Below are 25,320 nucleotides of genomic sequence, written 5' to 3' on the forward strand. Positions count from 1 at the left end.
CCCGGTCGGTTTACTCCTCGGGGGGCTGAGGGTCCATCTTCGTCGCAGTCAGGATGACCATCCTGCTCCGGCATGTCGAGTCGATGACGTTGACGTAGTCCGGGTTCCCGTTGTTGGAGTAGACCGGGGCGGCTGCGATCTTGTCGTAGTTGGCGCAGCCCTCGGTGCGGCAGACCGCGGTCACGTTGTAGTACGTGGCCGGTTCGTACTCGATGACCGGTATTTCCGGGTTCTCTGTGCTCATGATCCCCATACCTCCCAGTTGACGTTCGTTGCTGTCGCGTTTTCCCTGTTGACCCAGACCATCATGCTGGTCGAGGTGGCATTGGAGACTCCGACGCCGGTAACGCCCTGCGCTCCGACGGGAGTTCGTACACCGGGCACTGTCGTGTTCGCGGTCGCCTGCCCGTAAAAGTTGGCGCCCGTGATGTTGTACAGAACCGTTGAGCTGGTCGGGGTGTGCGCGGCCGACGGGGTAATCGACGTCTGACCGAACGCATGATTGCCTGCGGTCAGCTTTCCGGTAACGGTGGTCGAGGCCGCGTTCAGGTCGATGTGACTGCTGTCCGTGGTGCTCGAATTCGAGGCGTACAGGTTGATTTGCCCCGGCTGGTAGTTGATGGCCTGCCGTCCACTGCTCAGCAGCAGCTCGTAGCGGTTACTGCCGAGGGAGCTGTAGGACACGAACCCCTCGGACGCCTCGCTGGTCACACCAACAACTCCGAACCGGAGGTCTCCCGCCGTGAGCGCCCCGTAGTACTCAAGCCCGAGCCGGGTGTCATACGTTTTGAACGCGCTCCGACCGATGTCGTCCTCGGGAACGAATTCAGCAATGATGTTATTACCGGAGTCGAGGGCGGCAAGATGATTGGTATCGAGGACGATGCGGCTTCCAGTGGCAGCGGTCCGAATGGTGGCGCCGGTGACCGTGCCACCCGTAATAGTTTTGCCAGTGATCGCGTCAGCCTTCAGCGCCGTGGCGTCGACTGACCCGGCAGCGAGCTTTCCGGTAGTAATGCTGTTAGCGGCGATCTTGTCGGCGGTCACGGCGAGCGCGTCGAGCTTTGCCGTGGTCACTGCCCCGGACGCAATTTTCGCTGCGTTGACGGCTCCGGCGTCCAGCTGAAGGGTCTGTACCGCCCCCGCCACGATCTTCGCCGTGGTAATGGCACCGTCAGCGATTTGTGTCCCACCGGCTACTGGCCGCACGCTGGCATTGTCGAACCAAATCGTTCCGGCCGTACCACTTGTGGATGCGATGTTCAGTTTGACACGGGCCGCGTTCGCGGGAGCGGTTACCGTGGCAGAGATCCGCTGCCACGTCGCCCCGAGCACCGGAGGGCTGGCCTGCGCCGCCGCTGTCGACAGGAACCCGCCGCTGGAATTCTCCCATCGGGCATAGATACGGGGCGTGCCCGCGTAGTCGGTGGATGCCTGGTAGTCGATGGCCAAGTACAACTGATCGCCGGGCTGGATGGGCATATCGAACAGGGTGAGATCGCGGTTGGTGGGGGTGGCTGCGACTGCGCTGACTCGGAGACTCTTGTTGGAGCCGTTACCCTTCGTCGCGTCAACGGACCAGTAAGCGTCTCCGGAAACGAGTGCGTCGGTATACGGGCCTTCGAACCCGGGGTCGGCGAGCATGTTCCCACCACCCGAGACAGTGATTTTGTCGGTGGTGATAGCCCCGGCTGCCACAGTGGCCGCAGTGACCGCGTTGGCGGCGATCTTCCCCGCGATAACGGAGTTCGCGGCAAGCTTCGGGGCGGTCACCGCATCTGTTGCGAGCTTCCCCGTGGACACGGCGGCATCATGAAGGGCCTCTTCGAGGACGGCACCAGCCTGGATTGCGGTGGAGCCAACCGCCCCGGCGGCAACCTTCGCTGCGGTGACCGCGTCGTCGGCGAGCTTCACCGTGGTGACGATCCCGTCGAGGATCTCCCCAGCAACAACGGGTGCGGGACCAACGGGACCGGCGACGACGGATGCGGGTGAGGCGGTTCCGGACGTGGATCGGGCGAGGAACCGCACGTAGACGTCGGTCTCGCAGGGGATGACGACGGTGGCGCCCTGCGCGGTTTCGATCGTGGACTGCAAGGTGACCGGGTCGGGGGTGAAGTCAGCGGCAGTGGAGGCGTGGACTTCGATGCGCGCCCAGTCCAGCGGCATGACTGCCCCGCCGTCGAACAGAGCGTCCCAGGATGCGGTGACCCCGCCGATGACGGGTGCGACGATTGGTGCGGACGGTTGCGGGGGCGGGGGCCCGTTCACGATGACGGCACCGGTCGTGCCGTCGCCCTGCTGACCGACGATCGCCCGAAGCGACCCGTCCTCATCCCGGACCTCGATCGCCGCGTTCTCGACGGACGCACCGTGGGAGAGGCGCTGCCCCTTCTTGACCTGCGCAAGCTCCTGCTTGAGGCGGGCCACCTCTGTGACCAGGTTCGTCATCAGACTGTCTCCGGTGATCCGTAGTGGAAGCTGTCGGCGCGCTGAAGGGTGAGCGTTGCCGTGTCCTCGTTCTCACCGGGCTTGTACGAGTCGGCGACGATCCGCGACCAGCCCGACCAGGACACCCAGTCGTTGTGGACGGCGACCTGCACGTCGTCACCGATCTGCCACGACCCGAGCGGGGCGTTCGGGTGGTCCCGGATAGTGATCTCCTCGACCTCACCCATGACCTGGCGGCGTTTCCGCTCGGCGGCGATCCGCCGGCCGAGGACGTCGACCCCGTTGACGGTGGGCAGGGCGAGCACGGACTCCATGCGCAGCCCTCCGTCGCGGACAGGGTCGACGGCGTACCGGGTGGCGGTGCCCTCCCCGGAGCCGGTGCCGATGACGACGTTCGCGAAGTCGTCACCGGCGTACTTCACGGGCGGGGCGGTGATGACGTTGACGCCGGTTCGGAAGCTGATGTCGGTGCGGCGGGCCCCGAGCCGCGGGTAGCCGAGGACGAGGCGCTTACGGATCGACCCGTTGGTCTGGAAGCTGCACGTGTTCGTGTACTGGGGGGCGCCGTCCTCGGAGACGAGGCCGTCGACCAGGTCACCGAGCACCGGGGTCTCGTACCAGTACGAGTGCCAGGGTTCGGCCGGTGTTCCGGCCTTCGCGGACGACGTTGTGGTGTCGACCGTGACGCCGAGGTTACCGTCGGGCTGCTCCTGCGCGTACGCCCAGACATCCCGGATGATCTTGCAAGGGTCCTGGTTGACGTACGGGCCCCGGGCCCGTAGCTCGCCGTGGGTGTCGTGCCGGCGGGTCAGGTAGCTGGACCAGGACGCGGCCTCAACCCGGTACTGGTCGCCCTCCGCTTCGACAGCCCAGACGAGACCACCCCACCGCAGGAACCCGTCCGCCTCAGCGTAAATCTCGGCGGCGTGCGGCATCAGCACGGTCACGTTCGCGCGCAGCCACCGCGGCGCAACCGTTCCCGTGAGCGAGCCGGGCCCGTTGACCTCGGACCCGAACTCCACACCGGACAAGGGCAGGGCCGGGTGGAGGATCTGCCCCGTCAGGGGGTGCGCGGTGAAGTACCGCCACCGGCCCATCAGAGCGCACCCTCAAGGAACTCGATGTCGATGATGAACGTCGTGGAGCCATCGACGCCGATCGCGCCGCTGTTGAGAGGGTCAGTTCGCATACGGGCCTGAACAGGCTGGTTCGTGCCTCGGATTGCGGCACCGGCGGTGGTCGTCAGATCGATCGTCTCGGCCATCCTGACGGGGATGCGGCGGACTCCGGTGCCGCCGTTGTCGTCGATGTACACTCCCTGCACCGCCTCAATCGGGCCCAGTGCGAAACGGAATGCCCCGAACACGTTTCCGGTGTTGAGGCGGAGACCGTCCACGGAGAACACGACCTGTGCCCGCGCAGCCCATTCCGGGACGGGGACGGTGGCCATGGTGACCTCGGGAAAGAATTTCCAGATCGCGATCGTGCCGGAGATCTCGTTGAGGGACCCCGTGTAGTAGTACGGGTACAGGACGCGTTCCCGGCGCGGGTTCGCGACCTTCCGCAGGTCTTTGATCATGGCGTTGGTGATCGTGGCCGTGGACGCGGGGATGTCGATCCGGGCAAGCGGAATCGCGCTGTAGCCGGACGGGACTGCCGTCGCCGTCGAGCCTACGTTCGGGATGACCTCCCAGAACACAATCGGATCCACGGCCGGGTCGCGGGTGCCCTCATAGTCGGGGTCCTCTACCCGGAGGACGAGCATGTCGGAGCGAGGGGTGCCCCCGGCGGCGGCAATACTGACGGTGTCGGCGCCAATGTTGTAGGCGCTGTAGTGGCCCTGCACCGGAGACACGACCCCGGCGATGACCGCGGACCCGGCGGAGATCTGGACGCCAGCGCCGGGGGTTCCCAGGGCGCTGACCTTGAGGTCGAGGCCGGTGGTGATCCCCTGGTTGTTCCGCGCCAGATCCTTGACCATCATGCGGAACTGCTGGGCGGTGTGCGTCGCCCCTGTGGTGGCGATCGGGACAGGGTTCAGTGTCATGGTCGTCTCCTCAGAGGGCCTTGTAGGCGGGCCACCAGGTGACGGCCAGCGTGCTCGTGAGCGTGGGGTCGGTCGCCGTCCACCGGATCTCGTTGAGGCCCTTGGACAGCCGGAACAGGTCAATGCGGGACTGGGGGGTGAGGGGGACACCGCCGCCGTTGTTCCGCAGGACGGTTCGCCACCCGGGCCGGGTATCGATCTCCACCCACTGCCCCGCCTCCAGCGTCACCTGCACCGCCAGGGCACGGCCCGTCGTCACGTGCGTGATGACCGGATTCGCGCACGGACCGTTCACCCGCAGCACCGGCCACGTCGGGGCGGTCCCGGCAACATCGATGTAGCCAGGCCGGCCGACCGCGGCTGGGTCACCCTCAATGACGAACGGGAACATGAGCGGGAACGTCAGCCCGCCCGTGCTGAGCATGGCCAGGGGGATGCCGGTGCTGCCCGGGTCGTCGTCGTAGTACAGGTAGTCGGCGGCCTGGAACTCGATATCGACCGGGATCAGGCCGTGGATGGCTTTCTCCGGGTCGACGTCGGCTTTGCGGACACGGCCGCGAACGACGCGGGTCGGCCGGCCGGGGAACTTCAGCCGCAGGTCCATCGTGGTCCCGCCGTAACCGCGCACTGCGGCGTTGTCCGCGGCTTCCTGGATCGCTGCCGCCACATTGAGGGCGCCCGCCTGGTCGCCGGCCAGCTTCACCGCGGCGTCGATACGGATGGTGCGGCCGCTGTAGTAGTCGCGGCCCAGCCACAGCCCGTCCTCCCCCGGCGGCTCCACATCCGCGGTCCGCATCCCGGGCAGGCCCAGGCCCTCGATGGTGCGGATCGTGACGGGGGTGCCCTTGCCGATGAGGACGTCACCGAGCTGGTGCTGCCCGTCCACGAGGTCGATGGGTGTGGTCATCGGTTCGCGACCCCTCCGCGCGCGAGGCGCCGTAGCTGGTAGCCGTTGTCGGCGTCGATCTTTCGGGCGGTGTCCGCCGCGTTGCCGCCGGTGGTGACCTGCCAGGTCTGGGAGCCGATGAGAGGGGCCTGCTCCCGGATGATGACGACCCGCCCACCCCCGCCGGCGGCGTCAGTGAGACCGACACCGAACCGGCCAGCCACATCCCTGAGGACGTCGGTGGCGGGGCCGCGCTTCGACGCCCCGAGCGGGATGTACGCCTCGCCGCCCGTGGCAGGCTCTGCGAACGTGACGGCACCGCCCTTGGTGGCGTAGATACCGGACCGGATGCCGCCGTTGGCGTACGCCAAGCCCTTGTTGGCCTTGTTGAGGTCGGCGAGGAACCGGGAGGCCCGACCTCCGAGCGACATCTCGATCTGTGAAGTGCCCTTCGTGGCGGCGGCGATGATCTCGTCCTCACCAAGCCCGGTGGACCCGGCGACGTCGTGGATGCCCGTCTTGGACGTCTTGATTGCGGCGATGATCTGGATAAGCTGCCCGAGCTCGTCGTCCGTGAGCTGCGTGGCAGCTTTCTTTGCTGCGGTGTTCGCCGCGGACGCCTTCGACTTGTTCTTGACTGCCTCTGCGGCGAGCTTCTGCGCGGCCTCGTCACCCTGCCCGGCCAGTTGCGTGGCCAGAGCCCCGTACCCCATGCCGGCGAGCTTCGTCAGATTCGACTGGAAGGTGGCGTCGCCCTTGGTGGAGGCGTTGAGCTGCTTGGTGTAGTCGGCGAGGGACGCCTTGGCGAGCGGGCCCAGCTTCTTCAGGTTGTTGACGATCTCCGTGAACTGCTTCTTGCTGGCCTTGGCAAGGGCGGCGACCATCGCCGCGCCCTCCTCGCCCATGTCGCGGAGCTGGTCCACGACCGCCGACCCGCCACGGGAGGCGATCTTGTTCAGGTTCGCTTCCCACGACGCGTTCGCCGAGACGGCGGACTTGAGCGTCTTCGCCCAGTCGGACAGGGAGAACTGCTTCTTGTACCTGGCCTCCGCCTTGCGGGCGGCCTCGGTGGCGGTAGCGACGGTACGGCGAGCCTTCGCGACCCGGTTCTCCGCCGCGACCATCTGCGCGCCCGTGTGCTTCCTGCGACGCAGCGCGGCCAGGGCGGCCTCCGCCGACCGCAGGCTGTCGACCGCGTTCTTCCGGGCCCTGATCTTTTTGTTGTACTCGTCCTTGTCGATCGGCTGGTGGGAGTCCGTGTACGACGACTGCACGTACGAGGTGTCGCGGCGGACCCCGGTCGGCGTGTACGAGAACCCGCCGCTGTCGAATGCCACCACGGCTCCGTCGGCATGCCACTGGACGCTCTTGGGGTCGCCTCCGAGCCGGCGGATCGTCTCCTCCGCGATCGCCCTGCTGCGGCCGCGCTTCGACGGGGCGAGAGGAATGTACGCCTCCCCGCCGGTCTCCTCTTCCGCCCACACCCGCCACGCGCCGGCCGGGGCGATCTGCGCGGTGTGGTTCTCCCGGACCCCGGACCGGTTCGTACCGCCGTCGGCGTAGAAGTCGAGGACGCTACCGCGGGCCTGAGGGGCTTGGATGTGGTCCGGGATCCCATTGGCGTCCTTGTCGGCCTTGGTGGCCTTGTAGGAGAGGTAGACGCCGACGGTCTTGCCGTGGATGTTATCGATGGCGTTCTGGATGATGCGCGCGTTGTATGTGGCGTCACCGGTGGGGACGGTGATGGTGATGGTCTTGCCCTTGGTGTTCTTGATCTTGAATCCGAGGTCGCGCAGGTTCTTCTGCGCCGCAGCGGTCGGCGTCTTGATCGTGAGCGTGCGGCCCTTCAGCGAACGCACCTTGCCCGCGATGGTCTCCAGCTGCGCCTTGGCCTTGCCCGTCGGCACATCGATGAGGACGGTCTTGCCGTTGGTCTCGCCAAGCTTCTTGATGAGCAGGTCGAGGTCTTCGCGGGCGGCCTTCGTCGGGGCGGTGATCTTGTACTCGCGGGTGCCCGGAATCAGCTTGATCTTGTACCCGATGTCTTCGAGTTCCTTCTTCGCCTCCGTCCCCAGCGCGTCGACCTTGATGGTCTTCTTCTTCGGGAACCGCTCGAACTCCGCCTGCACACCGAGCAGCTCCGCGAGTGCGGTGTCGACACCCTCGGTCTGCAACAGGATGCTGACCCGGCCCGGGATCAACCCCATGGCGTCCGCAACCCCGGCGGCCTGCTTCTCCGACAGCCCGTATCCCTGAGCAAGCTTGATCGCGGAGTCGCGGGCGGTCTGCATTTCCTTTGTCGCAGCCTTGATGGACTCCGGAACAGTCTTGCCCTGCTGCTGCGCAAAGTCGTACGCGGCGACCGCGGCAGACGAGGAGCTGTCCGCGATCGTGTCCAGCGTCGAGAACAGCTGCTGCCCGTTCTTCGTCGTCGTGTCCAGGGCGCCGTTCACCCCGACCAGCGCTTTCCCCCACCCGTTGGCCTTATCGACGCCGGCGGCCAGGGACTCGTTCGCGTTGGTGATGGCCTCATTTACCCGGGCCTGCGCCGCCTGAAGAGAGACGCTGCCGCCGGACAGGAGGTCGAGGGCGTCACGCAGGGCGCGGGTACGGGAGTCGGCGTCCGCGGTCTTGTCCGCGAGCGCCCCGACAGCGTCCTTGAGCTTGTCGTACGCGGTCGTGGACCCGGCACCCTTCACGCCCTCGTTGAAGCTCTTGGCGTCGGCGGCGGCCTTCTTGAAGTCCCCGCCGAGAGGACCTAGGGACTTGCGGAGGTCATCTGCTGCTCGCCCCTGCTCGTTCATGACCAGCTTGGTCTGGTTGCCACTGAGAGGGTCGGTTTCGGTGTAGTACTCCTTTTGCGTGGCAGCCGTCGCGGCGAGCTGCTTCTCCAATTGCTTCAGCGACGTGCCCTGGTTGGTGTACGCGTCGACGAGCTGCGACATCGGCACCTTGGCCTTGCGGGCAATGTCGACGAGGCGCTGCTCACCATCCAGCCGGGTTTTGATCTTCTGCGACATGAGGTTCTCGGTCGCGATGGCACGAACGTTCTCGTCGACGGCCCCGTTGGACTCACGCAGGGCCTGCGCCAAGGACGAGATCTGCTGCTGGTGCTCGGCCGCCGCTGCCGCGGCCTTCTGCTGCCGCTTCGCGAGAATGCCCAGCCCGACGGTGGCCGCGACCATGGCAACACCCCACGGCCCGCCCATCACACCCACCAGGCCGCTCAGGGACCGGCGCAGCCCCGTGCCAGCGGCTGCGGTCACCCCGCGAAGCGCCCCGCCGAACCCGGTGGCACCGGCGGATGCGGTGCGGAAGCTTGCCCCCATCGCCCCGATGGCGGGTACCCGGGTCTGGAGGACGGCGAGGCCAGCGCCGAAGCGGGACAGGGACGCCCCGGACGCGGCGGCGAGGGAGCGCTGGACGGCCATCTGCGTGTTCAGGGACCGGTAGGCGCCGGTGAGTCGTCCGCCGACGGCGTTGGCCTGGGTCTGAATCATGGGTCCGACGCGGCGCATCAGGAGCATCGCGAAGACGGCGGCCTGGATGGGGGCGGGCAGTTGCCCGAACGCGTGAACGAGGTCGCCGACCGTGTTCCCGATCGGCCCGAGGACCTGGGATACAGCCGAGATAGCGGTCAGGGCGGTATCGAGGGCGAAGGTTAGGGTGTCGAGGGCGGTAGCGGCCCCGTTGGTGTCGGAGGTGATGTCACCGAACGCGGACACGACCGGCTCGACACCATTGATCAGGTTGTGGAAGACGTCGGCAGCCGCCTTCGCGACGTTGATCAGGACGTGGAGGGCGGACGCGGCGGCGTCGGCCCCGAATTCCTTGAAGGAGTCGCCCATCCCGGACGCGGCATCACCGATGCTCCCGAATTCCCGGCGGGCCGCCGCAGCAAGTTCAGGCCCGAAAAGGGTGGCTGAGTCGTTGAAGTAGTCGAAGAACTTCGTGATCTTCGGGGTGGCCTGCGACATGGCGGACGTCATGCCGCGGGTCAGGAACTCCAGCCCGGGCGACATGCCGTCGTAGATGGCAAGCCCGGTCTGGCGGGCCTGGGTCTTCAACTGGACCATGGACCCGGCGAGGCCCTTGCCCTTCGCCGCAGCGATTTGGGACGCGGCACCGGTCTGTTGCACCGCGTTCATCAGGTTGTCGAAGCTGTCGACGCCCTGGTGGGCGAGTGCGATGGCCCCGGACATGGCCGGCTTGCCCATGGACTTTTTCACCGCGGCCGCGAAGTCCTTCTGCGACATTTTGTGCTCGGCCTTCGCGAGGCCGTCGATGACGTACCGCAGGCCCTTGAAGCTGCCGTTCGCGTCCCATGCCTGGATGCCCATGGCCTTGAGGCCGGATGTCATCTGCTTGGTGGGTGCGGCGAGGTTCGCAAACATGCCGCGCAAGGTGGTGCCGGCGGTCTGGCCGAGGATGCCGGCCTTGCCGAGCATGCCGACCGCGGCCGCGGTCTCATTGAGGCTGACGCCGAGACCGTGGGCGACCGGGCCGGCGTACTTCATCGCGTAGTAGATGTCGGTGATGTCACCGGACGCGTTGTTCGCCGTCGCGGCCAGGGTGTCGGCGGCCCTGGAAGCTGATTCGGCACCGAGACCGAATTGGTCCATGATGTCGCCCATGTACTTCGCGCTGTCGGCGGCGTTGACCTGGGCGGCCGAGGCAAGGACCAGGGATGCCCGGGTCGCGGAGATTGCCTGATCGGTCCTGAACCCGGCCTTCGCGAGTTCGACCATGGCCTCAGCGGCGTCGCCTGCAGTTGCCCCCGGCAGCGACAGGTCGTTACCGAGTTGGGCGGCGGTCGCTGCGGCCCGCTGCATCTGCATCCGGGTCGCGGACGTGACCGCCCCGAATGTGTTCATGGACTGCTGGTACTCGTTGCCGTGCTTAATGAGCTCCCCGACACCCATGACGAGAGCCCCACCGGACAGGAGGGCTGCGGCGCCGCGCAGTTGGGAGCGGAGCCGGCCAGTGTCGGCGGCCATGCGGCGAAGGGCGCCGCGGTCGTTGATGCCCCGCATGTGGGTGGACGCGCGCCGGGCGGCGTCGGCAAGGCGCAGCAGGTCGCGGACAGCTGAGTCGATCTGCCCGGACATGCGGCGGAGTTGCTGCCCGGTGGTGCGGGAGTGGTCTCCGAGGGTGTTGACGTGCCGGTTCGCGGTGCGGGCGGCGTCGCCGTACCGGCCGAGGCGGACCCCGGCGCGCTGGGCATCGTTCCCGAGGGTGCGGAGGTGGCGGGCGCTGGTGCGGGCGGTAGTGCCGAGGGTGCGGATGTGCCGGTTCGCGGTCTGTGACGCCTGCCCGAGCTCCCGTACCCCGGTGCGGGCAGTGCGGGCGTTCGCGCCCAGGGTGCGGGCGTGCTTCGACGCTGCTTTGAGGGACTGGGCGAGGTCATTGCCGTGGCCGCGCAGGTCGACCGAGAGGTTCCAGTTCGCCACCGGTTCCGCCCCTCCCTCTCAGTACTGCTCAGTTGTCGTTGTGCTGGCGTCGCCGGGCGGCTTCGCGCTGTGCTTCAATCGCGGCCGCCGTCGCGGCGGGGATCAGTGCGACCTTGATGCCGTGGTTGTCGACGTCCTTGTCCCGGGCGAGCTCGTCCTGCTTGTCCGCGATGACCTGGCAGCCGACGCACCGCTGGACAGTGACCGCGTACGCGTCTTCCTCGTCGGGGCCGCCGTGATCCCAGTCGTCGTACCGGGTGTTGCACTGCGGGCACACGGTCCGCTGGTACTCCAGGAAGGCAAGCGCCTTCGCCCGGTCCCGGGCCGTCCAGGTCCCGTCACCGATGCCCCGGAACTGGCTGTGCGGGATACCCCACCTGTCGCACAGGGCGAGCTCACCGCGTAGACGCTCATCCCGGATCAGCCTTTTCCCAGGTCCATGCGGGTCGTCTGCTGCACACCCCATGCCGTGCCGAAGAGCTCGGCGGCCTCGGCCTCACCCCAGGTGTCGAGGTAGTCCCGGGCGTCCTCCACCGTGATCCCGTCGACCGAAGAGGCGGACACCAGCTCGGGCCCGAGGGAGTCGACGTCGAACTCCAGGTCGTCCTCGGCCTGCTCCTCCGTCGCCGGGTGCGCTCTCTTCAGTGCCTCGAACGCCTTGCGTGGCAGGGCCCGGAACGTGAGGACGATCGCCACCTCGTCGAACGCGGCCTGCGCCGCTTCCAGGTCGGCCCGCGCGGACACAACCGCAGCCTGCGCCGCCTTGTCGTCCGGGGACTCCTTGGCCTGGTCCTCAAGCCGGCGGAGCGTGTACCGGGCGACCTCCAGGCCCTTCTTGACGTCGAGGTCGTCGCAGATCGTCAGCTTGGCTGTGGGGCGGGTGCGGGCCCGGAGGCGTTCCTGGGTGGCGGCCCAGTGGGCGTCGGCGGCAACGGCGGCGGCCGGCGGGGCGGGGGTGGTCTTGGTGGGCATGGTGGTCCTCCGTCAAAAGGGGAAGGGGACCCGGCCGGGCGCCAACGGGCGCCCCTTCCCGAACGTCGTCGGGCCCGGCCGGGAGTAGGGAGGGGGTGGATCAGCCGCCGCCGGCCGCGGGAATGGCGGCGTTGAACAGGGGCCTGTCGGTGATGGCGAACGCGACGACAATCTTCGCGGCCTCGTTGTCGAGGGTGATCGCCGCCGAGTTCGACGAGACCGCCACCGGGAACACGTCCATGCCGGGCGACGCCGGGTTCATGCCCTTCCGGCAGATCACGATGAACCCGGTGGTGCCCTTCGCGAGGTCACTCTCGATGTCGTCGAGGGTGAGGTCCTCGTAGAACGTGATGCTGGAGTCGGCCGCGGAGTCGTCGCCGGAGATCTTCGACACGAACGTGGACGCCATATCGGGTGTCTCAATCATCTGGTTCTCCAGAGAGAACCCGTCGACGGCGGCGATCTGGCGGCTGTAGTCGGTGCCGCCGGTCAGCTCGACGGACGTCGGCATGTACCCGGCGTCGGCGATCGTCTCCACGAAGAGGATCTTCGTGACGCCCTTGCGCTGGAACCTGGCCATGGTGGTGGACCCCTCGTCCTCACATGTGGTGTGGGTGCGGCCACCTGCGTGGTGGCGTCCGCGTGGGGTCCCGCCGCGGTGCGGTCGTGCGGCCTGACAGGGTCAGGCAGGGGTCAGGTCGAACTTGAACCTGATCACGTAATTGATGATGCCATCCGTGGGGTCGTTTGTTCCCCCCGGTTCGACGTCCACGGACCGGCACATGATGGAAACGCCGGGCACCGTGATGGGGCTGGTCCACTGCCCGGTCATTACGTCGCGGCCGAGGATGGCCTTCTTCGCCTTGTCGACGAGCCACTCGGCCTGGTCGACGCTGCCGGTGGAGCCGGGTCGGGCCGGGTCGGGCCCGGACACGCACGTCACCTGGTACACGAAGCTCGCGTCTTCGTTCTCGTCGGCGAGCGGTGCCCCGCTGACCGTGCCGTCGAGGCTGTACAGCACGTAGTACGGGGCCTTCGCCTCCGGCATTCGCCCGATACCGACGGGCATGCCGGTCCCGACCGCCAGAGCGGCGGCGAGGGCCTTCGTGAAGGGGCGGCGCTCGATCATCGGCCCCCCTCGTGTAGTTCGCGGCCATCGAGCGAGTTGTGCACGACGATCCAGTTCACTGACCCGTCGTCCCCCTTCTCAGGCCGGGTCTGTGGGCCGCACACGCAATCGGCTTGCCCGGTGGCGTCATGTTCGATCAGGTCACCGATGGGCTCTACGTGGTAGCTGCTCACCGGAGCACCTCCGCGACCGCGTACCGCATCTCCATCAGCAGCGTCGCCCCGATGAAGTCGATCGCCGGGCCGACATGCGGGAACGGGGGCTGGTGGTAGAGGCGTCCGAGGCTGTCCGTCATGCCCATGAACCCGAACTCCAGGCGGCGCCCTTGGGGGGCGTTGGTGCCGATGGTGCACATGGCCCCGTGCGGCAGGCGCCGCGTCTTCGTCTCCCACGAGTTGCGGTAGGCGCCGGTGATGACGTTCGGGCCCGGCCGGCCGGACGCGTTGCCCCTGATTCTGGCCCGGCCGACTTCCCCGGTGTGCTGGACGGCCCGGTGGATGGCGGGCCCGACCTGTTTCGCGGCGTGGTCGAGGCGGTCGGCGAGCTGTTCCGGTGTCATGCCGCTGCACCCCCTGCCGGTTCCTGGTTCTGGTCGAGGGGGGTGATGCGTACGACTTCGACGGTTCCGGCGCGTCCGGGGTCCTGGCACGTCCAGGACCGTCCGAGGAGCGCGGTCCGGGCGGTGTCGTGCACGGCGACGACAGTGACGATGGCGTCCTTAGGGGCGATGGGGGCGGCGAGGGGGGTGAGGAGCCGGTACCGGGACGTTGTCTCCTGCGTCCACGGCGTGAGGGCTCCGGGGGTCGCGGAGAGTTCCTGCGCGCTGCTGCCCTGCACCGCACCCGGGCCGTCGTACAGGACCTCGTCGGGCGGGTATTCGAGCTGCCCGGTGTCCTCGTTGAGGACCGGGTCTGCGGTGGAGGGGACGCTGATGCGGACGGTGTCGATGCAGATGTTGTCCTCGACCCAGGCGACGACTCCGGCGAGTGCCCCGTCGAGCCCGGCCATCAGTTCCTCCCCAGGGCCCAGTCGGCGAGCTGCCGCAGCATCGCGACGGTGAGTTCGTGACTGCTGCCGTCGAGGTCGTCACGCTCCAGCGCGACCCGTTCCAAGGCCCCCGGGTCGATCCCTTGGAGGAATGCGGCCACGGCCTGCCCAGCGTCCTGGCCAGGGTCGGCGACGGCGACGCGGGCAAGGCCCTGCCACTGAACGTGGTCGGGCTGCCGGGTGTGGAGGATCAGCGTCGGCAGGGCGGCCGCGACGTCGTGTTCCAGGACGTACCCGGTGACCTGGCCGGACGGAATCAGCTCCCCGTTCAGGCGGATCGCTGCCTGGCCGGGCTGGGCGTCGATGCTCACCCCGTATGCGGACGGCTCGGCGGGCTCGGTCATGACTTCTTCGCCTCCTCTTCGGCACGGCTGGCCTTCGCGGCAGACAGGTGACTCGCTCCGTTGGCGTACAGGCTCATCGCAGCCACCCACAGCACGGACTCCTTCCACCACAACAGGGTCGGGATGAGGAGCAGCACCCAGACGGCAACCATGACGTAGTGGAAGCGGGCGGCAGTCACGCTGCACTTCTTTCTCTGCACTGATCACAGGCGCAGGCAGCGTCAGAATCGATGGCGGTCATGCCGGGTCTCCGGATTCAATGTCGGTGCGGCCGTTGAGGTCAGGGCGGGGAATCCAGGCCCGTATGCAACCGTGGTGGGCAATGGGGTACATGGATGCTTCGTCGATGCTGCGGATCGTTCCGTCGGCGTGGTCCGTATCCGGATGTGAGACGAATCCGCACTCCGGTCCGTCTACGCACTGCATCCATTCGGCGTCCAGCTCCCACCGGGCGGTGTTGATCGCCCCAGCGTTCGCGGCGGTGACGCCCTGCCACATCAGGGCGGACCGGGCCCAGGACTCGACGGGGTGCCGGGACTGGTCGGCGTAGATGACCGTGGCCAGGGGGTGCTCGGCGGCGAGGCGGCGAGCGTTGATCCCGTCATGCTGGCGCCCGGCGGCGACTTCGCGGGCGGCATCCCGCGCAGCGCGGGCGAACGCCTGCGCGCGGCGGACGGCTTCCTCGACGCGGCGGATCAGGTCGACGTAGAACGTGGCGGTGATCGGGGTCAGGGCTGCCTGGTGGTCTGCTGTCCACTGGAACAGGGCCACGTCTCGCTGGGCGCGGCGCAGGGCATGCAAGGCGCCGTCCCGGTACGCGACCGGGAGATCGGTGGCCGCCCACCGCTCGATCAGGGCCCGGAGTTCGCGGTCGAATTTGGCGACCTGCTGGTTGAAGTCGGCGACTGCCGCCCGGATGCGTGGTGTGGCGCCGAGGCCGGGGCGGATGCGTTCCAGGGTGCGGAGCAAGGCGTCCTGGGCGATGGCCAGGGTGGCCCAGGTGCGGGTGAGGCGGGTCAGGAGCACGGCGATGAGCGCGAGGAGTTCCTGATGCTGGTCGGTTCGCTCGGCGACCGGGGTGGGGGTGGTCATCGGCGGGGCCGCTCGACGAGCTGAATCAGCCCGAACCCGTCGGCGCTGGTGTCGTCGTCGGCGGGGTCGTCGGGGGCTGGGGGTTCACCGGCGATGAGCGCGGCCAACTGCCGCTCGTACGCCTTGATGGTCTCCGTGTAGGACACGGACACGACGCCGGACACGGTCACCTTGTCGGGCTGACCGCGTAGTGCGGCAAGGCGTTCCCGGGTTACCTCGATCGCTACGGCGCGCCCGGACCGAAGCCGCGCGTACCGCAGATCCAGGTCGGCCGCATCGGTGGCCTTGCCCAGCTCGGAGAGCAGCCAGGCTCGTACGGCTGTGTCCACCAGGTCCTCCGGTCGGGTTGGGGCGGGGAAGGGGTGCAGGTGCGGGCCCGGCCTGGCGCCCCACCAGGGGCCGGGCCCGCCTCCGCTTATTGGCCGTCGGTGCCCTCAGCGGCGGCCGTCCGGCCCCGGGCCGGCTTACGGGCCGCGCGCTTGGCGGCCGGCTTGGTGTCGTCGGAGTCGTCGCCCTGGTCGGGCTGCTCGTCGTCGGACTGGAGGTCAGCGGTACCGTCCGGGGCGCCGCCATTGGCGCCGTCCTGGCCGGTGGCGCCGTCGCCGTTTCCCCCGCCGTCCTTCTCGCCGTCGCCAGCGAGGTGCTTCTTGACGGCGGCGGGCAGCTTCCCGCCCTCCCAGCACGCGGGGTTCGTCACCAGCACCGCGTACTGCGGTGCCGGGGTCTCTCCCGCGCGCAGGAGGATGTCCTGGTGCTTGGCCGGGTCCCTCACGAACACGGCTCGTGCGAGCTTGGCCATGGGTCAGTCCTCCGACAGCACCGTGGCGCTGATGTGGAAGTTGTTGACGTACAGGACCGGCATCGCAACCGCGTTGGCCGTGGTGGAGAACTGCACCGGGTTCTCCTTCTTCTCGTACGAGACGTACATGCCCGGCTCGCGAGACGCCTCCAGGCCCGGGTTCTCGTCCGTGTCGAGGTTGTCCTGCTCGGCGGTGACGCCGTACTGGGTCTGCGCCCACTGCTCCGGGTTCGGGGGGACCATGGCCCACAGGGACTCGGGGGTGGTGCGGACGTACTGGTCGTCGGACCAGACCTGCTCGTCGTAGATCTCGATCGGCGGCAGGTTCCAGCGGGCGCGGACGGCGTTGACGTCCGGCGGCGACAGGGTCGTGGAGGGGGTGGTGTCCGGGCTGGAGGAGTTCCAGAACGCGGTCCGGTACTCCAGGTTCGACGCCAGGACGGACGCGGCGCGCTCGGAGGTGATGACCCGGGCGGGCTTGGGGGCTCCGACGGACTTGAGGTAGCGGATCCATGCCTGCTCGTCGGTGAGCGGGGTTGCGCCGTCCTGGTCCCACGGGGTTGCGGCGACGGGCTTGTTCTCGTCGGGGACGTTCCAGTCGACGTCGAGCCAGTCGCCCATACCTCCGATGCCGGGGAGCTTGACGACGCCGGTGGTGAGAAGTTCGCCGGCTGCGATCTCCATGGCGCTCTTGATGGAGGTGAAGTGGCGTTCCAGGTCGTCGTAGAGCTGGTCGATGAACTCCTGATCGTCCGCGCCGCGGCGGGCGTTGAACAGGATGAGGGAAAGTTCCCCCATCTCCAGGGTCTGGCCGACCGGGGGCAGCATGCCCTCGTTGACGACTCGCTCGGCCTGCCGCTTCGCGAGGGCGTGCGGGGTGTCGAAGGCCCGGAACTTCGCGGCGTTGATGCGCCGCTTGTTCGACTCGATGCGGAACTTCGGCCCGTAGATCTTCCGCTCGGGGATGACGGACTGAGTGAGGGCGTAGTTGTTCGGGGTGGGGAGCCCGTTGATGTACGCGTTGATGTCTTCCGGCGTGACGTTCCGCAGGAGACGGTCGAGGGTGCTCATGGTCGGTCTCCTTGCTTACCGGTAGTGGATGCTGACGCCGGGCGCGACGCTGGTGACGTCGGTCGGGTCGAAGGGAATGGGGCACTTGTCGGCGAAGACCTCGCCGTGCCACAGGAGCGCCCCGGACGTCTTGGTGGAGCCGGGGGCGAACAGGGACTCGGTGGCGAGGAAGCCGGCGAGGACCTCGGTACCGTCGGACGCGGTCGCGGTCCCGCCGGCGGTGGCGGTGGCGATGGTGACGGCGGGGCTGGTGCCGCCGGTCAGGTTCGTCGCGGACGCGGTCATCGCGGCGACGTCGTCGCCCATGAACTGGCCGCCGAACGTCACGGCCATGGCCGTGCCCGGGTGGGGGCCGCCGGTGACGGTGAGGTCTCCGGCGTCGATGTTCGACAGGTTTTCCAGGGCAGTCTTCACCTGGGCGGCGGTCGCGTTGTACGGGATCGCCGCGGTGGTCTGCCCGGACCAGGTCAGGGTGTAGGTGCCGCCGGTGGGGGTGCCGGTGACGGTGACGGTCTGGACCTCGGACGTGGGCCCCGAGTAAGGGGCGTACAGGCCAGTCGCCTTGATCTTGCCGAGCGGAAGTCCGGACTTGATGACGTTCCGCGGCTGGAATGCGGTGCCGGGCTCGTAGTGAACCCCGGAGACGAACTTCGTCAGGTCCAGGGCGATGGTGTTGGCGTCGTGGACGCCGACGAGGGAGGCGAGCCACGGCCGGTCGGCGGTGGCTTCCTCGCTCGTGCGCATGGGCTGGAAGTCGTTCACTGCCCTCTCCTCAGGGTGGTGTGCGTGTTTCAGGCGGCGCCGGCTGGTGGCGCGTCCACGAGGAGAGGGGCGTGGTCCCGGGGTTTTGCGGGTGGTGCGGTCTAGGCGGCGTCGGCAGGGAGCTTCCCGCGGCGCTTGAGCATGGCGAGGCCGCGCTCGCCGGGCTTGGGCTGGTTGGCGCCGGGGCGCGGTACGCCTGCGGCGGGGAGCCCGGTGGGGGCCGGGGGTACGGCGGCGGGGTTGGGCTGCCTCGTTGTTCCGAAGAGTTCGGGTCGGCGCTGCTTGAGGGCGTCGGCGGCGGCCTGCACGTCCTCGTCGTCAGCGTCGTCGGCGACTCGGAGGAGTGCGGCGGCGTCGTCGAGGTCGTCGCCGGTTGCGCCGAGTCCTGCGAGGAGGGCGCGCCGGTTCGCGGTGCGCTCGCGGGCTTCGGCGGCCTTCTCGCGGGCTTCGGCTCGGGCTTCGCGGTCGGCGAGTTCGCGTTCCCGCTTCTGCTGCTCGCTCAGCTGGGCTTCCTTGGCCTTGCGGCCTTCCTCGATGAACGTCTTGGCGTCGTCGAGGTTCGAGAAGCCGAGGTCGGCGGCGACCTTTTCGAGTGCGGCCCGCGCACCGGCCCGTTCGCCCTGGGCCTTCTCCTTGGCTGCCAGGGCGATGAGTTCGTCCTGGGTGAAGGTGCGGGGCGTTGCGGGTGGGCCGGGCTTCGGGGGGTCCTGGGGGTTGGGGGTGCCACCGGCCGGCGGGTTTCCGCCGTCGTTGTAGAAGACGGACATGGCGGCTGCGCCGGTGTAGGGGTGCGCCCAGGCGGTGTTGTGCGGGGTGGGGCGGTGGAGCGTGGGGCGGCGCATGAGGGTACGTCCTCCCAAGGAGTTGTTGTCAGGCCCCGCGCCTGGGATCAAGGTAAGCACGGGTTGCGTCATTTGCTCCCCCCGGTCTTCCCCGACTGCGGTTCTTCCTGGTCATCGGCGGTGCCGTCGGCCGGGTTGGCGGGTGGCAGGTTGGGTTCGGGTGCGGCCGGGTCGGGGTTGATGTCAATGCCGAGGAAGTCTCCGACGGCTTCGGTGGACCCGGTGGCGTCGGCAAGGTTGCGAGCGGCTTCGAACTGGCGGGACTGAATGCGCTCGATCTCTTCGCCGATGTCATCGACGGGGTAGCCCGCTTCGACGAGGAGCCGGATACCGGTTTCGAGGGACATGACGCCGTCCTTGACGCCGTTCCTGACCTGTTCGAGGACGGCGGCCTTATCGGTGGGCTTGTATGTTCCCCAGGCAAGGTCGACGTCTACGACGGGCCCGGTCCAGTCGGGGTGCTGGAACGCCTTGTACAGGCGCTGGACCATCTTGAACAGGAGGCTGTACTTGCCGTCCCGGGCCAGGTGCATGGAGTCCAGGAGGGGTTCCATCGGCCCGTACGACAGGTCGATCGCGAACCCGGACGGGGCTTTCGTCGGGTCGAGGGCGCCGAGGGCGACGGCGGGCATGCGGGCGTTCAGGGACAGGCGGTCCTGGAGCTCGGTGGTTTTGTTGCGAAGCTCGGCGAGCTGCGGAGACGTGTCGACGGTGAAGAGCTTCCCACCCTCACCCAGTTCGATGACCATGCCGGGCTGGACCCGTATCCTCTTGTTCTCGCCGCGGCGGCTGCTCCTGTCCTTGGGGGCCACGATGCCGAGGATCGGTGCCCCCGTCGTCGCGGACGCCTGCGAGGAGTCGGTGTCGGTTCCCTGGAGCTCGTCGAACAGCTGGAGGAGCGGAGACAGGGACGACTCGCCCCAGTGCCCGTCCTCCGGGATCGTGTTCGGGACGTGCACGGCGGGGATGAAGTCAATCTGAAGGTCGAGGTGGTCGAGGATTTCGCCATCGTGGCGGGTGAGGAACGTGGCGTACCGGTAGTCGAGGTTGTGGACGTCCTGGTCGGCCTTGATGTCGTCGAGGTCCCACTCGGCATCTGTGAGGTAGCAGGTGACAGTGGACGGTTCGGTGTTCCACGGGTACAGGCGGCTGATCGTACCCGCGGCAGGGTCATAGACGTCGCCGCCGGTCATGAGCGGGGTCGCCCCGTCCACGTCGTAGGCGGGGACGCGGCCGGGGCGGGGCCCGTCCGTGCTGGACACGGTGCGGGTGCCGATGGGGCCGAGTTCGTAGGTGACGCGCCGCATCTTCGCCTTGGCCCCGGTCAGCGGGTCGGCGTCGATCTCCCATGCGAGGTGGATGCGGTCGGGGTAGTCGGCGCTGTCGCCGGCATTGTCGGGGAGGTCCGGGAAGTACAGCCCGGGGTCGATCACGGACAGGCGGGGCCGGCCCTTCGCGGCGTCGAGGCCGAGCAGGTAGACGGTGTCGCCCTCGCGGACGGCCTTGCGTTCTGCCTGCTGAAGCCGCAGCGGGAAGTGTTCGGCCTTGGCCCACGCCCGTAGCTTCTCCTGCACGTCGGCGGCGTGCCGGGCTTCCGGGGTAGCCTGGGTGCCGTCGGACGGTTCTGCGTCCTCCGCACCTGGCACGGTGATGGTCTGCTGCCGCCCGAGCATGTGCGAGGTGATCGACGCGACGAGCATCGCCGGATCACCGAACTCACGCCGCGCGGAGGCGTCCGTGTGGTCCTGAATCGATGCGACTTCCCACGCCTGGTTGTGGGCGTAGGCGGCGAACAGTGTGTACGCAGCGAGCCGGCGCCGGTCTTCCTTCGGGACCCAGGTCCGCATCGCATGGGGGAAGACGTTGCGGTTGGGCTGCTTGTACGCCGTGTCGGCGAAGGCGCTCTTGTAGTTGAGCGCACTCCACCGGTCGACGATGAATCGGGCAAGGCCCACCAGTCGCCCCTTCTGGACGGATCAGGCCCCGCGCCTTGTGATCAGGGTAGGGGGCGGGGCCCAATTCGTTGCCCCCGGTCAGCGACGGCCGGGCGGATCACCCCGCTCGTAGGTGTCCATCGTGGTCTCCAGCCCGTCGACTTCGGCGAGCTCCGTGAGGGCGTGAACGCAGGAGTCCATGCGGTCCGGGGAGTCCATACCGGGGACCCATGTGACCATCTGGCCTTCGAGCTTCGTGAACTGGCCGACGTGGTGGACGCGGCCCTGCCCGTACAGCTGGGCAATGGGCTCCGCGCGGAGCCTCTTCCCCTTCTTTGCGTTTACAGGGATGAGGCGCGGCATCAGCATCCGGCCCGTTACGCCCCGACGGGTGAGTTCCTGCCACGCCTGCTTGATGACCTGGGCGGTCATATCGCCGCCAAAGTTCGACTCGACGACGATGGCGTCGGCCTGCCAGTCGATCGCAAGCTGGCAGGCGACGATCCCCCACTCGTCCGCACCGAGGGATGCGGACTTGTCGTCGAGAACATAGAACTCGTCCCGCCGCTCCGGCCGGGAGTGGTGGGCTCCCTGGGACTCCACGAACGCGGACCCTGCCGCGGTGATTCCGACCTCGTCGTTGCTGTTCGTGCTGCCGCCCGCCGGGTCGACGGCGACCACGATGCGGTCCAGGTCGATCGACCGGAGAACGGACGTGCTGATGCGGTTGTCGTCGATCCAGGCTTGCGACCACACTCCGCCTTCCAATGGGCGCGGCTGCTGTTGGTACAGCGCCCACCAGACGCGCTCGCCCACCGCTCGGCGGGTTCGTTCCAGTTCATCGACGTCGTACTGTTCGGGCCATAGGGCGTCCCCGACTTTCCGGCCGAGTGGATCGTCGCCTGAGAGGGCCGTGGCCGGCAGGTCGATGAGGGTCCAGTTTTCGGGTTCGGTGGCCAGGATGCGTCCGGACAGGTCGTCTTCATGCCAGCGAGTGTTGATCAACACAATGGAGGCACCAGGGGCGCGGCGGGTATAGAAGACGGACTGGTACCACTCCCACTTCCGTTCGCGCTGGGTGGGGCTGTTGGCGTCCTCGCTGCCCTTGAATGGATCATCGATCACGCCGAGGTTAAATCCTTTACCATTCAACGAACCGCCGACGCCGGCCGTGACCATTCCGCCTCGGACGGAAGACCCGCGGGGCTGTTCGAGATCGAATCGGTTGGCGGCGCGTGACCCGTCGTCGAGACGTACTCCGAGGGTGTGGGTGTACTCGCGGAGCTGGTCGCGGACCCATCGGCCGTGGTCGTCTGCCAAGTCGGCGCCGTATGAGGCGAGCATGACGCGGTGGGTGGGGTGGCGGCGCAGGTACCAGAGGGGTCCCCATCGTGATGCGCGCTGCGATTTCCCGTGGCGAGGAGGGCAGGTGATCATTACCTGCATCCGTTCACCTGCGGCAATACGCATGAACACGTCATCGATCATGTCGAGGTGACGGGCCTGCTTCTCCCTCCCTTCCGTGAGGACTGCGGCTAGCGCTCCGGGCGAGCGATCCATGGCCATCTGTCGTTCCGCCCAGGAGAGGCGAAGGCGCAGCGCGGGGCTGGCCTGGCGGGCGATGTGCCGCCGCTCTCCTGCGGGCAGCGTCCGGTAGTGGGTGAGCAGCGCGTCCTCAAGAAGGTCGTCATTGATCGCTGTTGTCACCGGCATCCTCGTCTCGGCTCTCGCTCCCAGGGGTAGCGGAAGGGGCCCGGCCGGTAATGTTGATAAGGGCGTCGAGTTCGGCGAGAGTGCCCGAGCCGAGAGGAACGGCACCTCCGTCGGGGCCGGAAATCTCGGTCTTTACCGGTGCGTCGAGTCCGTTGAGTTTGGCTCGGCGGTCCATGAGGCGGAGGACGGTGTCAACGGCCTTGAGGTCGATCTCCTCGCCGATGATCTGCCGTTCCTTGTCGAAGACGGGGCTGGGGGTGGTGGCCTTGTCCCAGACGGCTTCGAGGAGGGCGTCGAGGCGTTCGTTCTCCTGCTGCCGGTACACGGACGCTTCGGCGGATTCGTTGTCGCGGGCTTCCTCGAGGGCGCGGACGAGGTCTTTGGAGGCGTGGCGGACGCTGCTGTAGCCGAGGGCGGTGATGCGGGGGTCGTCGTAGCGGACGCCTTCGCGTCGGAGGCGGATGAGGCCGGCGCGTCGTACGGCGATGGCGGCTTGGTCTGCTTTGGAGATGGTCATGGCGGTCGGGGCTCCCGCTGTGTGGTTGTCGGTCAGGCCCCGCGCCTGCTTTCGATGATCCCTGATGGTGGGGGGTTTCTTCCCCCTGCCCTTGTTGGGTGGGATGCTGCCCGGCATGAGACGCATGCGTGGGGTGGGGGTTGCGGCGGTGGCGGTGCTCGCGTTGGGGGTGGCTGGCTGCGGGTCGGATAGCGGCGGCAACGACGGCGGGAGCAAGGGGGCGTCAGCGTCGGCCACCCCTTCCCCGTCGGTCATGTCGGTGCGGGAGGCGTACGACGCGTACACGGCGGCTGCGGCCCCCGGGTGCGAGACGGCACCGGAGTGCCAGGACTTGGTGACGGCGAAGCTGAGGGCCGCGGTGGGGGTTCGTGAGGCGATGCGGGCGGTGGATGCGGCCCGGTTCGAGGAGCCGATCGGGTTCGTGAACGTGGCGGAGGAGCGGGCGGACCATTACGGGCGGGACAACCTGGGGGCGAAGGGGAACTCGTTCGCGGTGTCGGAGCCGTTGCAGCAGATGGTGGCGTGGTTCCGGGAGCATCCGGGGGTGTTGTAGACGTGGCGCAGCCCCCTGCCGGTTTCGGGTTCTGGTAGGGGGCTGCGTTGTGCCCGGGGTAGTCCGGGGGGCGGGTTTTTCCGGGCGGGTCTGTGTTACGGCCTGGTCGGGGAGTGGGCGCGGGGACACCGGGGCTCCCCGACCGGGCTGTGTTTCTAGCGTGGCGTACGAATCGGGGTTTGTCCGGGCTGCCCTTCCCCGGCTTTGGTGACGAGGTTGAGGGCGGCGGCCACAGTGTCGGAAAGGGTTTCGCGCACGGGTACGTTGTGGCAGTGGGCCACGTAGATCAGGTACCGGTTTCGTTCAGGTGCCGGGCAGTTGGGCGGGCAGCCGAGAACAGCACGTCCTGTGCCGACGTCGAGCCCGAACTCGACGTTGGTCGTGAACCCGGGCATCGTCGCCAGGTCCCGGGGAATCCAGAAGAGGATTGCGGTGGCGGCATTCCGGGCGGTGGTTTCCCACTCGACTTGGTCGTCGTAGTGCTCGGCGCGGATGCCGCCCCGGGATTCCGGTGTGAAGACGGTGAGCGGCTCCTCGCCGGCCCATTGCTCGGCGAGCTGGTTGAGTGCGGCTGGGCGCCAGGATTCGGTGTCGTCGCCGAGTCGAGGTGTCGGGCCGGCAAGGAACACTGCCGGACCTGTCACGGGTAGGTCTTCGCGCGCCCACACGATGCGCAGGTTGTCGGTCATCGGGCTTCCGCCTTTCGCGCGGCTTCCTGCTGCGGTGTCCATGGGAGGGGCAGGCCGTCGGCCTGGCGGCGCGGAAGCAGATGCAGATGAAGGTGGAAAACAGTCTGTGTCGCTTCTTCGCCGGCGCTTGTGATCAGGTTGCCCACGGTGAGGCCCAGTTCCTGGGCGAGTTCCGAGGCCCGTGTTGCCGTTGCCCCGGTGATGGCCGGGTTCTCGATCCAGTCAGCTACGTGGGTGCGTGGGATGACGAGGGCGTGGCCGTCGTTGACGCCGCCTCGGGGCTTGATGGCGATTGTGTCGTCCCATTCCCGCAGGATGGTGGCGGGTGCGGTTCCGGCGATGATGTCGCAGAACACGCAGTCGGGGCGGCGCGGGTGTTCGGTCATGGTTCTCCTGTTCAGGGCTCGGCGTAACGGGCTGTCGGTTCGGTCGGGGTCGAGGTAGGCGATGAGGTGCCGGCCGTCGGGGAGACGGCCGGCGACCGGCGTGCGGTGCTGGGTCACTTGGGGAGTTCGTTTCGGGTGTGGGCGATGACGCCGCGGTTGGTGGCGTGGATGGCGCGTTGGTCGACGTGGACGGTGCCGTTGTAGTGGTGGTGAACAGGGGTGGGTGCGGCTTCGACGACGGCCTTGGCCCGGCTGACGAGGCGGCTGATCGCGAGGACGAGGACGGTGGGGGCTCCGAACGCGATGGCGCAGACGGTGGGGTCGGCGTATCCGGAGGCGAGCATGACGAGGGACGCCCCCCCGCCGACCATGACGGTGGCTGCTCCCCCGGCAAGCATGAGGGCGCTGGCGTCGGTGGCGCGCTGAGACATTGGGGGCCGGCCGGGCTGGGGTACGGGTGGGGTGGTTCCGGTGGCGGGGAGCGGGGTGTCGTCGCGGTAGGCGGTGACCTGCCGGGCGGCAAGGATGTCCTCGACGGCGTTGATGAGGTCGAGGGCGGTGTCGGTGGGCTGCCCGGCCGTGGTGGTGGGCTGCTGCTCGGGCAGCTGCATGGTGGGTTTCCTTCGAAGGGGGTGT

General features: G+C 68.2%; 27 protein-coding genes. 1 reads left to right on the top strand and 26 read right to left on the bottom strand.

Annotation, left to right across the window (positions count from 1 at the left end; all coding sequences use genetic code 11):
* Window positions 1–10: 10 nt before the first annotated feature.
* The 23 genes from E6R18_RS25015 to E6R18_RS25125 form a co-directional block, all read right to left on the bottom strand.
* A complete protein-coding gene (locus E6R18_RS25015; protein ID WP_136319164.1) occupies window positions 11–244 on the bottom strand; it encodes a hypothetical protein in 234 nt (77 codons plus the stop codon).
* Complete coding sequence (locus tag E6R18_RS25020; protein WP_136319165.1) at window positions 241–2,451, bottom strand: hypothetical protein; 2,211 nt, start codon at window positions 2,449–2,451, stop codon at window positions 241–243. Before E6R18_RS25020 ends, E6R18_RS25015 begins: the two co-directional genes overlap by 4 nt.
* Window positions 2,451–3,548, bottom strand: a complete 1,098-nt coding sequence (locus E6R18_RS25025; RefSeq protein ID WP_136319166.1) for a hypothetical protein — start codon at window positions 3,546–3,548, stop codon at window positions 2,451–2,453. Before E6R18_RS25025 ends, E6R18_RS25020 begins: the two co-directional genes overlap by 1 nt.
* Window positions 3,548–4,498, bottom strand: a complete 951-nt coding sequence (locus E6R18_RS25030; RefSeq protein WP_136319167.1) for a hypothetical protein — start codon at window positions 4,496–4,498, stop codon at window positions 3,548–3,550. Before E6R18_RS25030 ends, E6R18_RS25025 begins: the two co-directional genes overlap by 1 nt.
* A 10-nt stretch (window positions 4,499–4,508) precedes the next feature.
* Window positions 4,509–5,405, bottom strand: coding sequence for a phage tail family protein (locus E6R18_RS25035; protein WP_136319168.1), 897 nt, complete (start codon window positions 5,403–5,405; stop codon window positions 4,509–4,511).
* Window positions 5,402–10,834 carry a phage tail tape measure protein gene (locus tag E6R18_RS25040; protein ID WP_136319169.1) on the bottom strand — a complete coding sequence of 1,811 codons (5,433 nt, stop codon included), beginning with the start codon at window positions 10,832–10,834 and terminating at the stop codon, window positions 5,402–5,404. Before E6R18_RS25040 ends, E6R18_RS25035 begins: the two co-directional genes overlap by 4 nt.
* A 28-nt stretch (window positions 10,835–10,862) precedes the next feature.
* On the bottom strand, window positions 10,863–11,300 hold the full coding sequence (locus E6R18_RS25045; protein ID WP_136319170.1) for a hypothetical protein: 438 nt from the start codon (window positions 11,298–11,300) through the stop codon (window positions 10,863–10,865).
* Window positions 11,255–11,806 (bottom strand): hypothetical protein, encoded by a 552-nt coding sequence (locus E6R18_RS25050; protein WP_136319171.1) that lies wholly within the window; start codon window positions 11,804–11,806, stop codon window positions 11,255–11,257. Before E6R18_RS25050 ends, E6R18_RS25045 begins: the two co-directional genes overlap by 46 nt.
* A 100-nt stretch (window positions 11,807–11,906) precedes the next feature.
* The gene (locus E6R18_RS25055; RefSeq protein ID WP_136319172.1) at window positions 11,907–12,386 is read right to left on the bottom strand and encodes a hypothetical protein; all 480 of its coding nucleotides are present in this window, start codon (window positions 12,384–12,386) and stop codon (window positions 11,907–11,909) included.
* A gap of 102 nt (window positions 12,387–12,488) precedes the next feature.
* Window positions 12,489–12,935 carry a hypothetical protein gene (locus tag E6R18_RS25060; RefSeq protein ID WP_136319173.1) on the bottom strand — a complete coding sequence of 149 codons (447 nt, stop codon included), beginning with the start codon at window positions 12,933–12,935 and terminating at the stop codon, window positions 12,489–12,491.
* Between the two features lie 169 nt (window positions 12,936–13,104).
* Window positions 13,105–13,494, bottom strand: coding sequence for an HK97 gp10 family phage protein (locus E6R18_RS25065; protein ID WP_136319174.1), 390 nt, complete (start codon window positions 13,492–13,494; stop codon window positions 13,105–13,107).
* A complete protein-coding gene (locus E6R18_RS25070) occupies window positions 13,491–13,943 on the bottom strand; it encodes a DUF6093 family protein (RefSeq protein ID WP_136319175.1) in 453 nt (150 codons plus the stop codon). The genes E6R18_RS25065 and E6R18_RS25070 overlap by 4 nt, the downstream gene beginning before the upstream one ends.
* On the bottom strand, window positions 13,943–14,326 hold the full coding sequence (locus E6R18_RS25075; protein WP_136319176.1) for a hypothetical protein: 384 nt from the start codon (window positions 14,324–14,326) through the stop codon (window positions 13,943–13,945). The genes E6R18_RS25070 and E6R18_RS25075 overlap by 1 nt, the downstream gene beginning before the upstream one ends.
* A complete protein-coding gene (locus E6R18_RS25080) occupies window positions 14,323–14,505 on the bottom strand; it encodes a hypothetical protein (protein WP_136319177.1) in 183 nt (60 codons plus the stop codon). The genes E6R18_RS25075 and E6R18_RS25080 overlap by 4 nt, the downstream gene beginning before the upstream one ends.
* Window positions 14,506–14,563: 58 nt before the next feature.
* A complete protein-coding gene (locus tag E6R18_RS25085; RefSeq protein WP_136319178.1) occupies window positions 14,564–15,418 on the bottom strand; it encodes a hypothetical protein in 855 nt (284 codons plus the stop codon).
* On the bottom strand, window positions 15,415–15,747 hold the full coding sequence (locus E6R18_RS25090) for a hypothetical protein (RefSeq protein ID WP_136319179.1): 333 nt from the start codon (window positions 15,745–15,747) through the stop codon (window positions 15,415–15,417). Before E6R18_RS25090 ends, E6R18_RS25085 begins: the two co-directional genes overlap by 4 nt.
* 86 nt (window positions 15,748–15,833) lie before the next feature.
* On the bottom strand, window positions 15,834–16,217 hold the full coding sequence (locus tag E6R18_RS25095) for a hypothetical protein (RefSeq protein WP_136319180.1): 384 nt from the start codon (window positions 16,215–16,217) through the stop codon (window positions 15,834–15,836).
* A gap of 3 nt (window positions 16,218–16,220) precedes the next feature.
* Window positions 16,221–17,288 (bottom strand): major capsid protein, encoded by a 1,068-nt coding sequence (locus E6R18_RS25100; RefSeq protein WP_136319181.1) that lies wholly within the window; start codon window positions 17,286–17,288, stop codon window positions 16,221–16,223.
* A gap of 15 nt (window positions 17,289–17,303) precedes the next feature.
* Window positions 17,304–18,050 (bottom strand): hypothetical protein, encoded by a 747-nt coding sequence (locus E6R18_RS25105; RefSeq protein ID WP_136319182.1) that lies wholly within the window; start codon window positions 18,048–18,050, stop codon window positions 17,304–17,306.
* Between the two features lie 101 nt (window positions 18,051–18,151).
* Window positions 18,152–18,892 (bottom strand): hypothetical protein, encoded by a 741-nt coding sequence (locus E6R18_RS25110; RefSeq protein ID WP_136319183.1) that lies wholly within the window; start codon window positions 18,890–18,892, stop codon window positions 18,152–18,154.
* A 68-nt stretch (window positions 18,893–18,960) separates the two neighbouring features.
* Window positions 18,961–20,847 carry a hypothetical protein gene (locus tag E6R18_RS25115; RefSeq protein WP_136319184.1) on the bottom strand — a complete coding sequence of 629 codons (1,887 nt, stop codon included), beginning with the start codon at window positions 20,845–20,847 and terminating at the stop codon, window positions 18,961–18,963.
* 78 nt (window positions 20,848–20,925) lie between these two features.
* Window positions 20,926–22,533, bottom strand: coding sequence for a terminase family protein (locus tag E6R18_RS25120; protein ID WP_240799845.1), 1,608 nt, complete (start codon window positions 22,531–22,533; stop codon window positions 20,926–20,928).
* Window positions 22,514–23,173 carry a hypothetical protein gene (locus E6R18_RS25125; protein ID WP_168712425.1) on the bottom strand — a complete coding sequence of 220 codons (660 nt, stop codon included), beginning with the start codon at window positions 23,171–23,173 and terminating at the stop codon, window positions 22,514–22,516. The genes E6R18_RS25120 and E6R18_RS25125 overlap by 20 nt, the downstream gene beginning before the upstream one ends.
* Between E6R18_RS25125 and E6R18_RS25130 the strand changes: the two genes are divergently transcribed.
* Window positions 23,172–23,609 carry a hypothetical protein gene (locus tag E6R18_RS25130; RefSeq protein ID WP_168712426.1) on the top strand — a complete coding sequence of 146 codons (438 nt, stop codon included), beginning with the start codon at window positions 23,172–23,174 and terminating at the stop codon, window positions 23,607–23,609. The genes E6R18_RS25125 and E6R18_RS25130 overlap by 2 nt on opposite strands.
* Window positions 23,610–23,764: 155 nt before the next feature.
* Here the strand turns inward: E6R18_RS25130 and E6R18_RS25135 are convergent, their stop codons facing one another.
* The 3 genes from E6R18_RS25135 to E6R18_RS25145 all read right to left on the bottom strand — a co-directional run bounded on the left by E6R18_RS25135 (window position 23,765) and on the right by E6R18_RS25145 (window position 25,295).
* Window positions 23,765–24,298 carry a nucleoside 2-deoxyribosyltransferase domain-containing protein gene (locus E6R18_RS25135; RefSeq protein WP_136319188.1) on the bottom strand — a complete coding sequence of 178 codons (534 nt, stop codon included), beginning with the start codon at window positions 24,296–24,298 and terminating at the stop codon, window positions 23,765–23,767.
* Window positions 24,295–24,684, bottom strand: a complete 390-nt coding sequence (locus E6R18_RS25140) for an HIT domain-containing protein (protein ID WP_136319189.1) — start codon at window positions 24,682–24,684, stop codon at window positions 24,295–24,297. Before E6R18_RS25140 ends, E6R18_RS25135 begins: the two co-directional genes overlap by 4 nt.
* 113 nt (window positions 24,685–24,797) lie before the next feature.
* Entirely contained in the window at window positions 24,798–25,295 is a 498-nt protein-coding gene (locus tag E6R18_RS25145) for a hypothetical protein (RefSeq protein ID WP_168712429.1), read from the bottom strand.
* Window positions 25,296–25,320: the final 25 nt, after the last annotated feature.

This window comes from Streptomyces sp. A1277, assembly GCF_004795015.1.
Taxonomy (GTDB): domain Bacteria; phylum Actinomycetota; class Actinomycetes; order Streptomycetales; family Streptomycetaceae; genus Streptomyces.

Coding starts and splice junctions, on each gene's coding strand:
- E6R18_RS25110 (WP_136319183.1), bottom strand. CDS start 18,892: ATGCGCCGCCCCACGCTCCACCGCCCCACCCCGCACAACACCGCCTGG.
- E6R18_RS25085 (WP_136319178.1), bottom strand. CDS start 15,418: ATGACCACCCCCACCCCGGTCGCCGAGCGAACCGACCAGCATCAGGAA.
- E6R18_RS25015 (WP_136319164.1), bottom strand. CDS start 244: ATGAGCACAGAGAACCCGGAAATACCGGTCATCGAGTACGAACCGGCC.
- E6R18_RS25050 (WP_136319171.1), bottom strand. CDS start 11,806: ATGCCCACCAAGACCACCCCCGCCCCGCCGGCCGCCGCCGTTGCCGCC.
- E6R18_RS25140 (WP_136319189.1), bottom strand. CDS start 24,684: ATGACCGAACACCCGCGCCGCCCCGACTGCGTGTTCTGCGACATCATC.
- E6R18_RS25055 (WP_136319172.1), bottom strand. CDS start 12,386: ATGGCCAGGTTCCAGCGCAAGGGCGTCACGAAGATCCTCTTCGTGGAG.
- E6R18_RS25060 (WP_136319173.1), bottom strand. CDS start 12,935: ATGATCGAGCGCCGCCCCTTCACGAAGGCCCTCGCCGCCGCTCTGGCG.
- E6R18_RS25135 (WP_136319188.1), bottom strand. CDS start 24,298: ATGACCGACAACCTGCGCATCGTGTGGGCGCGCGAAGACCTACCCGTG.
- E6R18_RS25130 (WP_168712426.1), top strand. CDS start 23,172: ATGAGACGCATGCGTGGGGTGGGGGTTGCGGCGGTGGCGGTGCTCGCG.
- E6R18_RS25035 (WP_136319168.1), bottom strand. CDS start 5,405: ATGACCACACCCATCGACCTCGTGGACGGGCAGCACCAGCTCGGTGAC.
- E6R18_RS25045 (WP_136319170.1), bottom strand. CDS start 11,300: ATGGGGTGTGCAGCAGACGACCCGCATGGACCTGGGAAAAGGCTGATC.
- E6R18_RS25145 (WP_168712429.1), bottom strand. CDS start 25,295: ATGCAGCTGCCCGAGCAGCAGCCCACCACCACGGCCGGGCAGCCCACC.
- E6R18_RS25070 (WP_136319175.1), bottom strand. CDS start 13,943: ATGGCCGGGCTCGACGGGGCACTCGCCGGAGTCGTCGCCTGGGTCGAG.
- E6R18_RS25095 (WP_136319180.1), bottom strand. CDS start 16,217: ATGGCCAAGCTCGCACGAGCCGTGTTCGTGAGGGACCCGGCCAAGCAC.
- E6R18_RS25065 (WP_136319174.1), bottom strand. CDS start 13,494: ATGACACCGGAACAGCTCGCCGACCGCCTCGACCACGCCGCGAAACAG.
- E6R18_RS25030 (WP_136319167.1), bottom strand. CDS start 4,498: ATGACACTGAACCCTGTCCCGATCGCCACCACAGGGGCGACGCACACC.
- E6R18_RS25020 (WP_136319165.1), bottom strand. CDS start 2,451: ATGACGAACCTGGTCACAGAGGTGGCCCGCCTCAAGCAGGAGCTTGCG.
- E6R18_RS25025 (WP_136319166.1), bottom strand. CDS start 3,548: ATGGGCCGGTGGCGGTACTTCACCGCGCACCCCCTGACGGGGCAGATC.
- E6R18_RS25125 (WP_168712425.1), bottom strand. CDS start 23,173: ATGCCGGGCAGCATCCCACCCAACAAGGGCAGGGGGAAGAAACCCCCC.
- E6R18_RS25100 (WP_136319181.1), bottom strand. CDS start 17,288: ATGAGCACCCTCGACCGTCTCCTGCGGAACGTCACGCCGGAAGACATC.
- E6R18_RS25075 (WP_136319176.1), bottom strand. CDS start 14,326: ATGACCGAGCCCGCCGAGCCGTCCGCATACGGGGTGAGCATCGACGCC.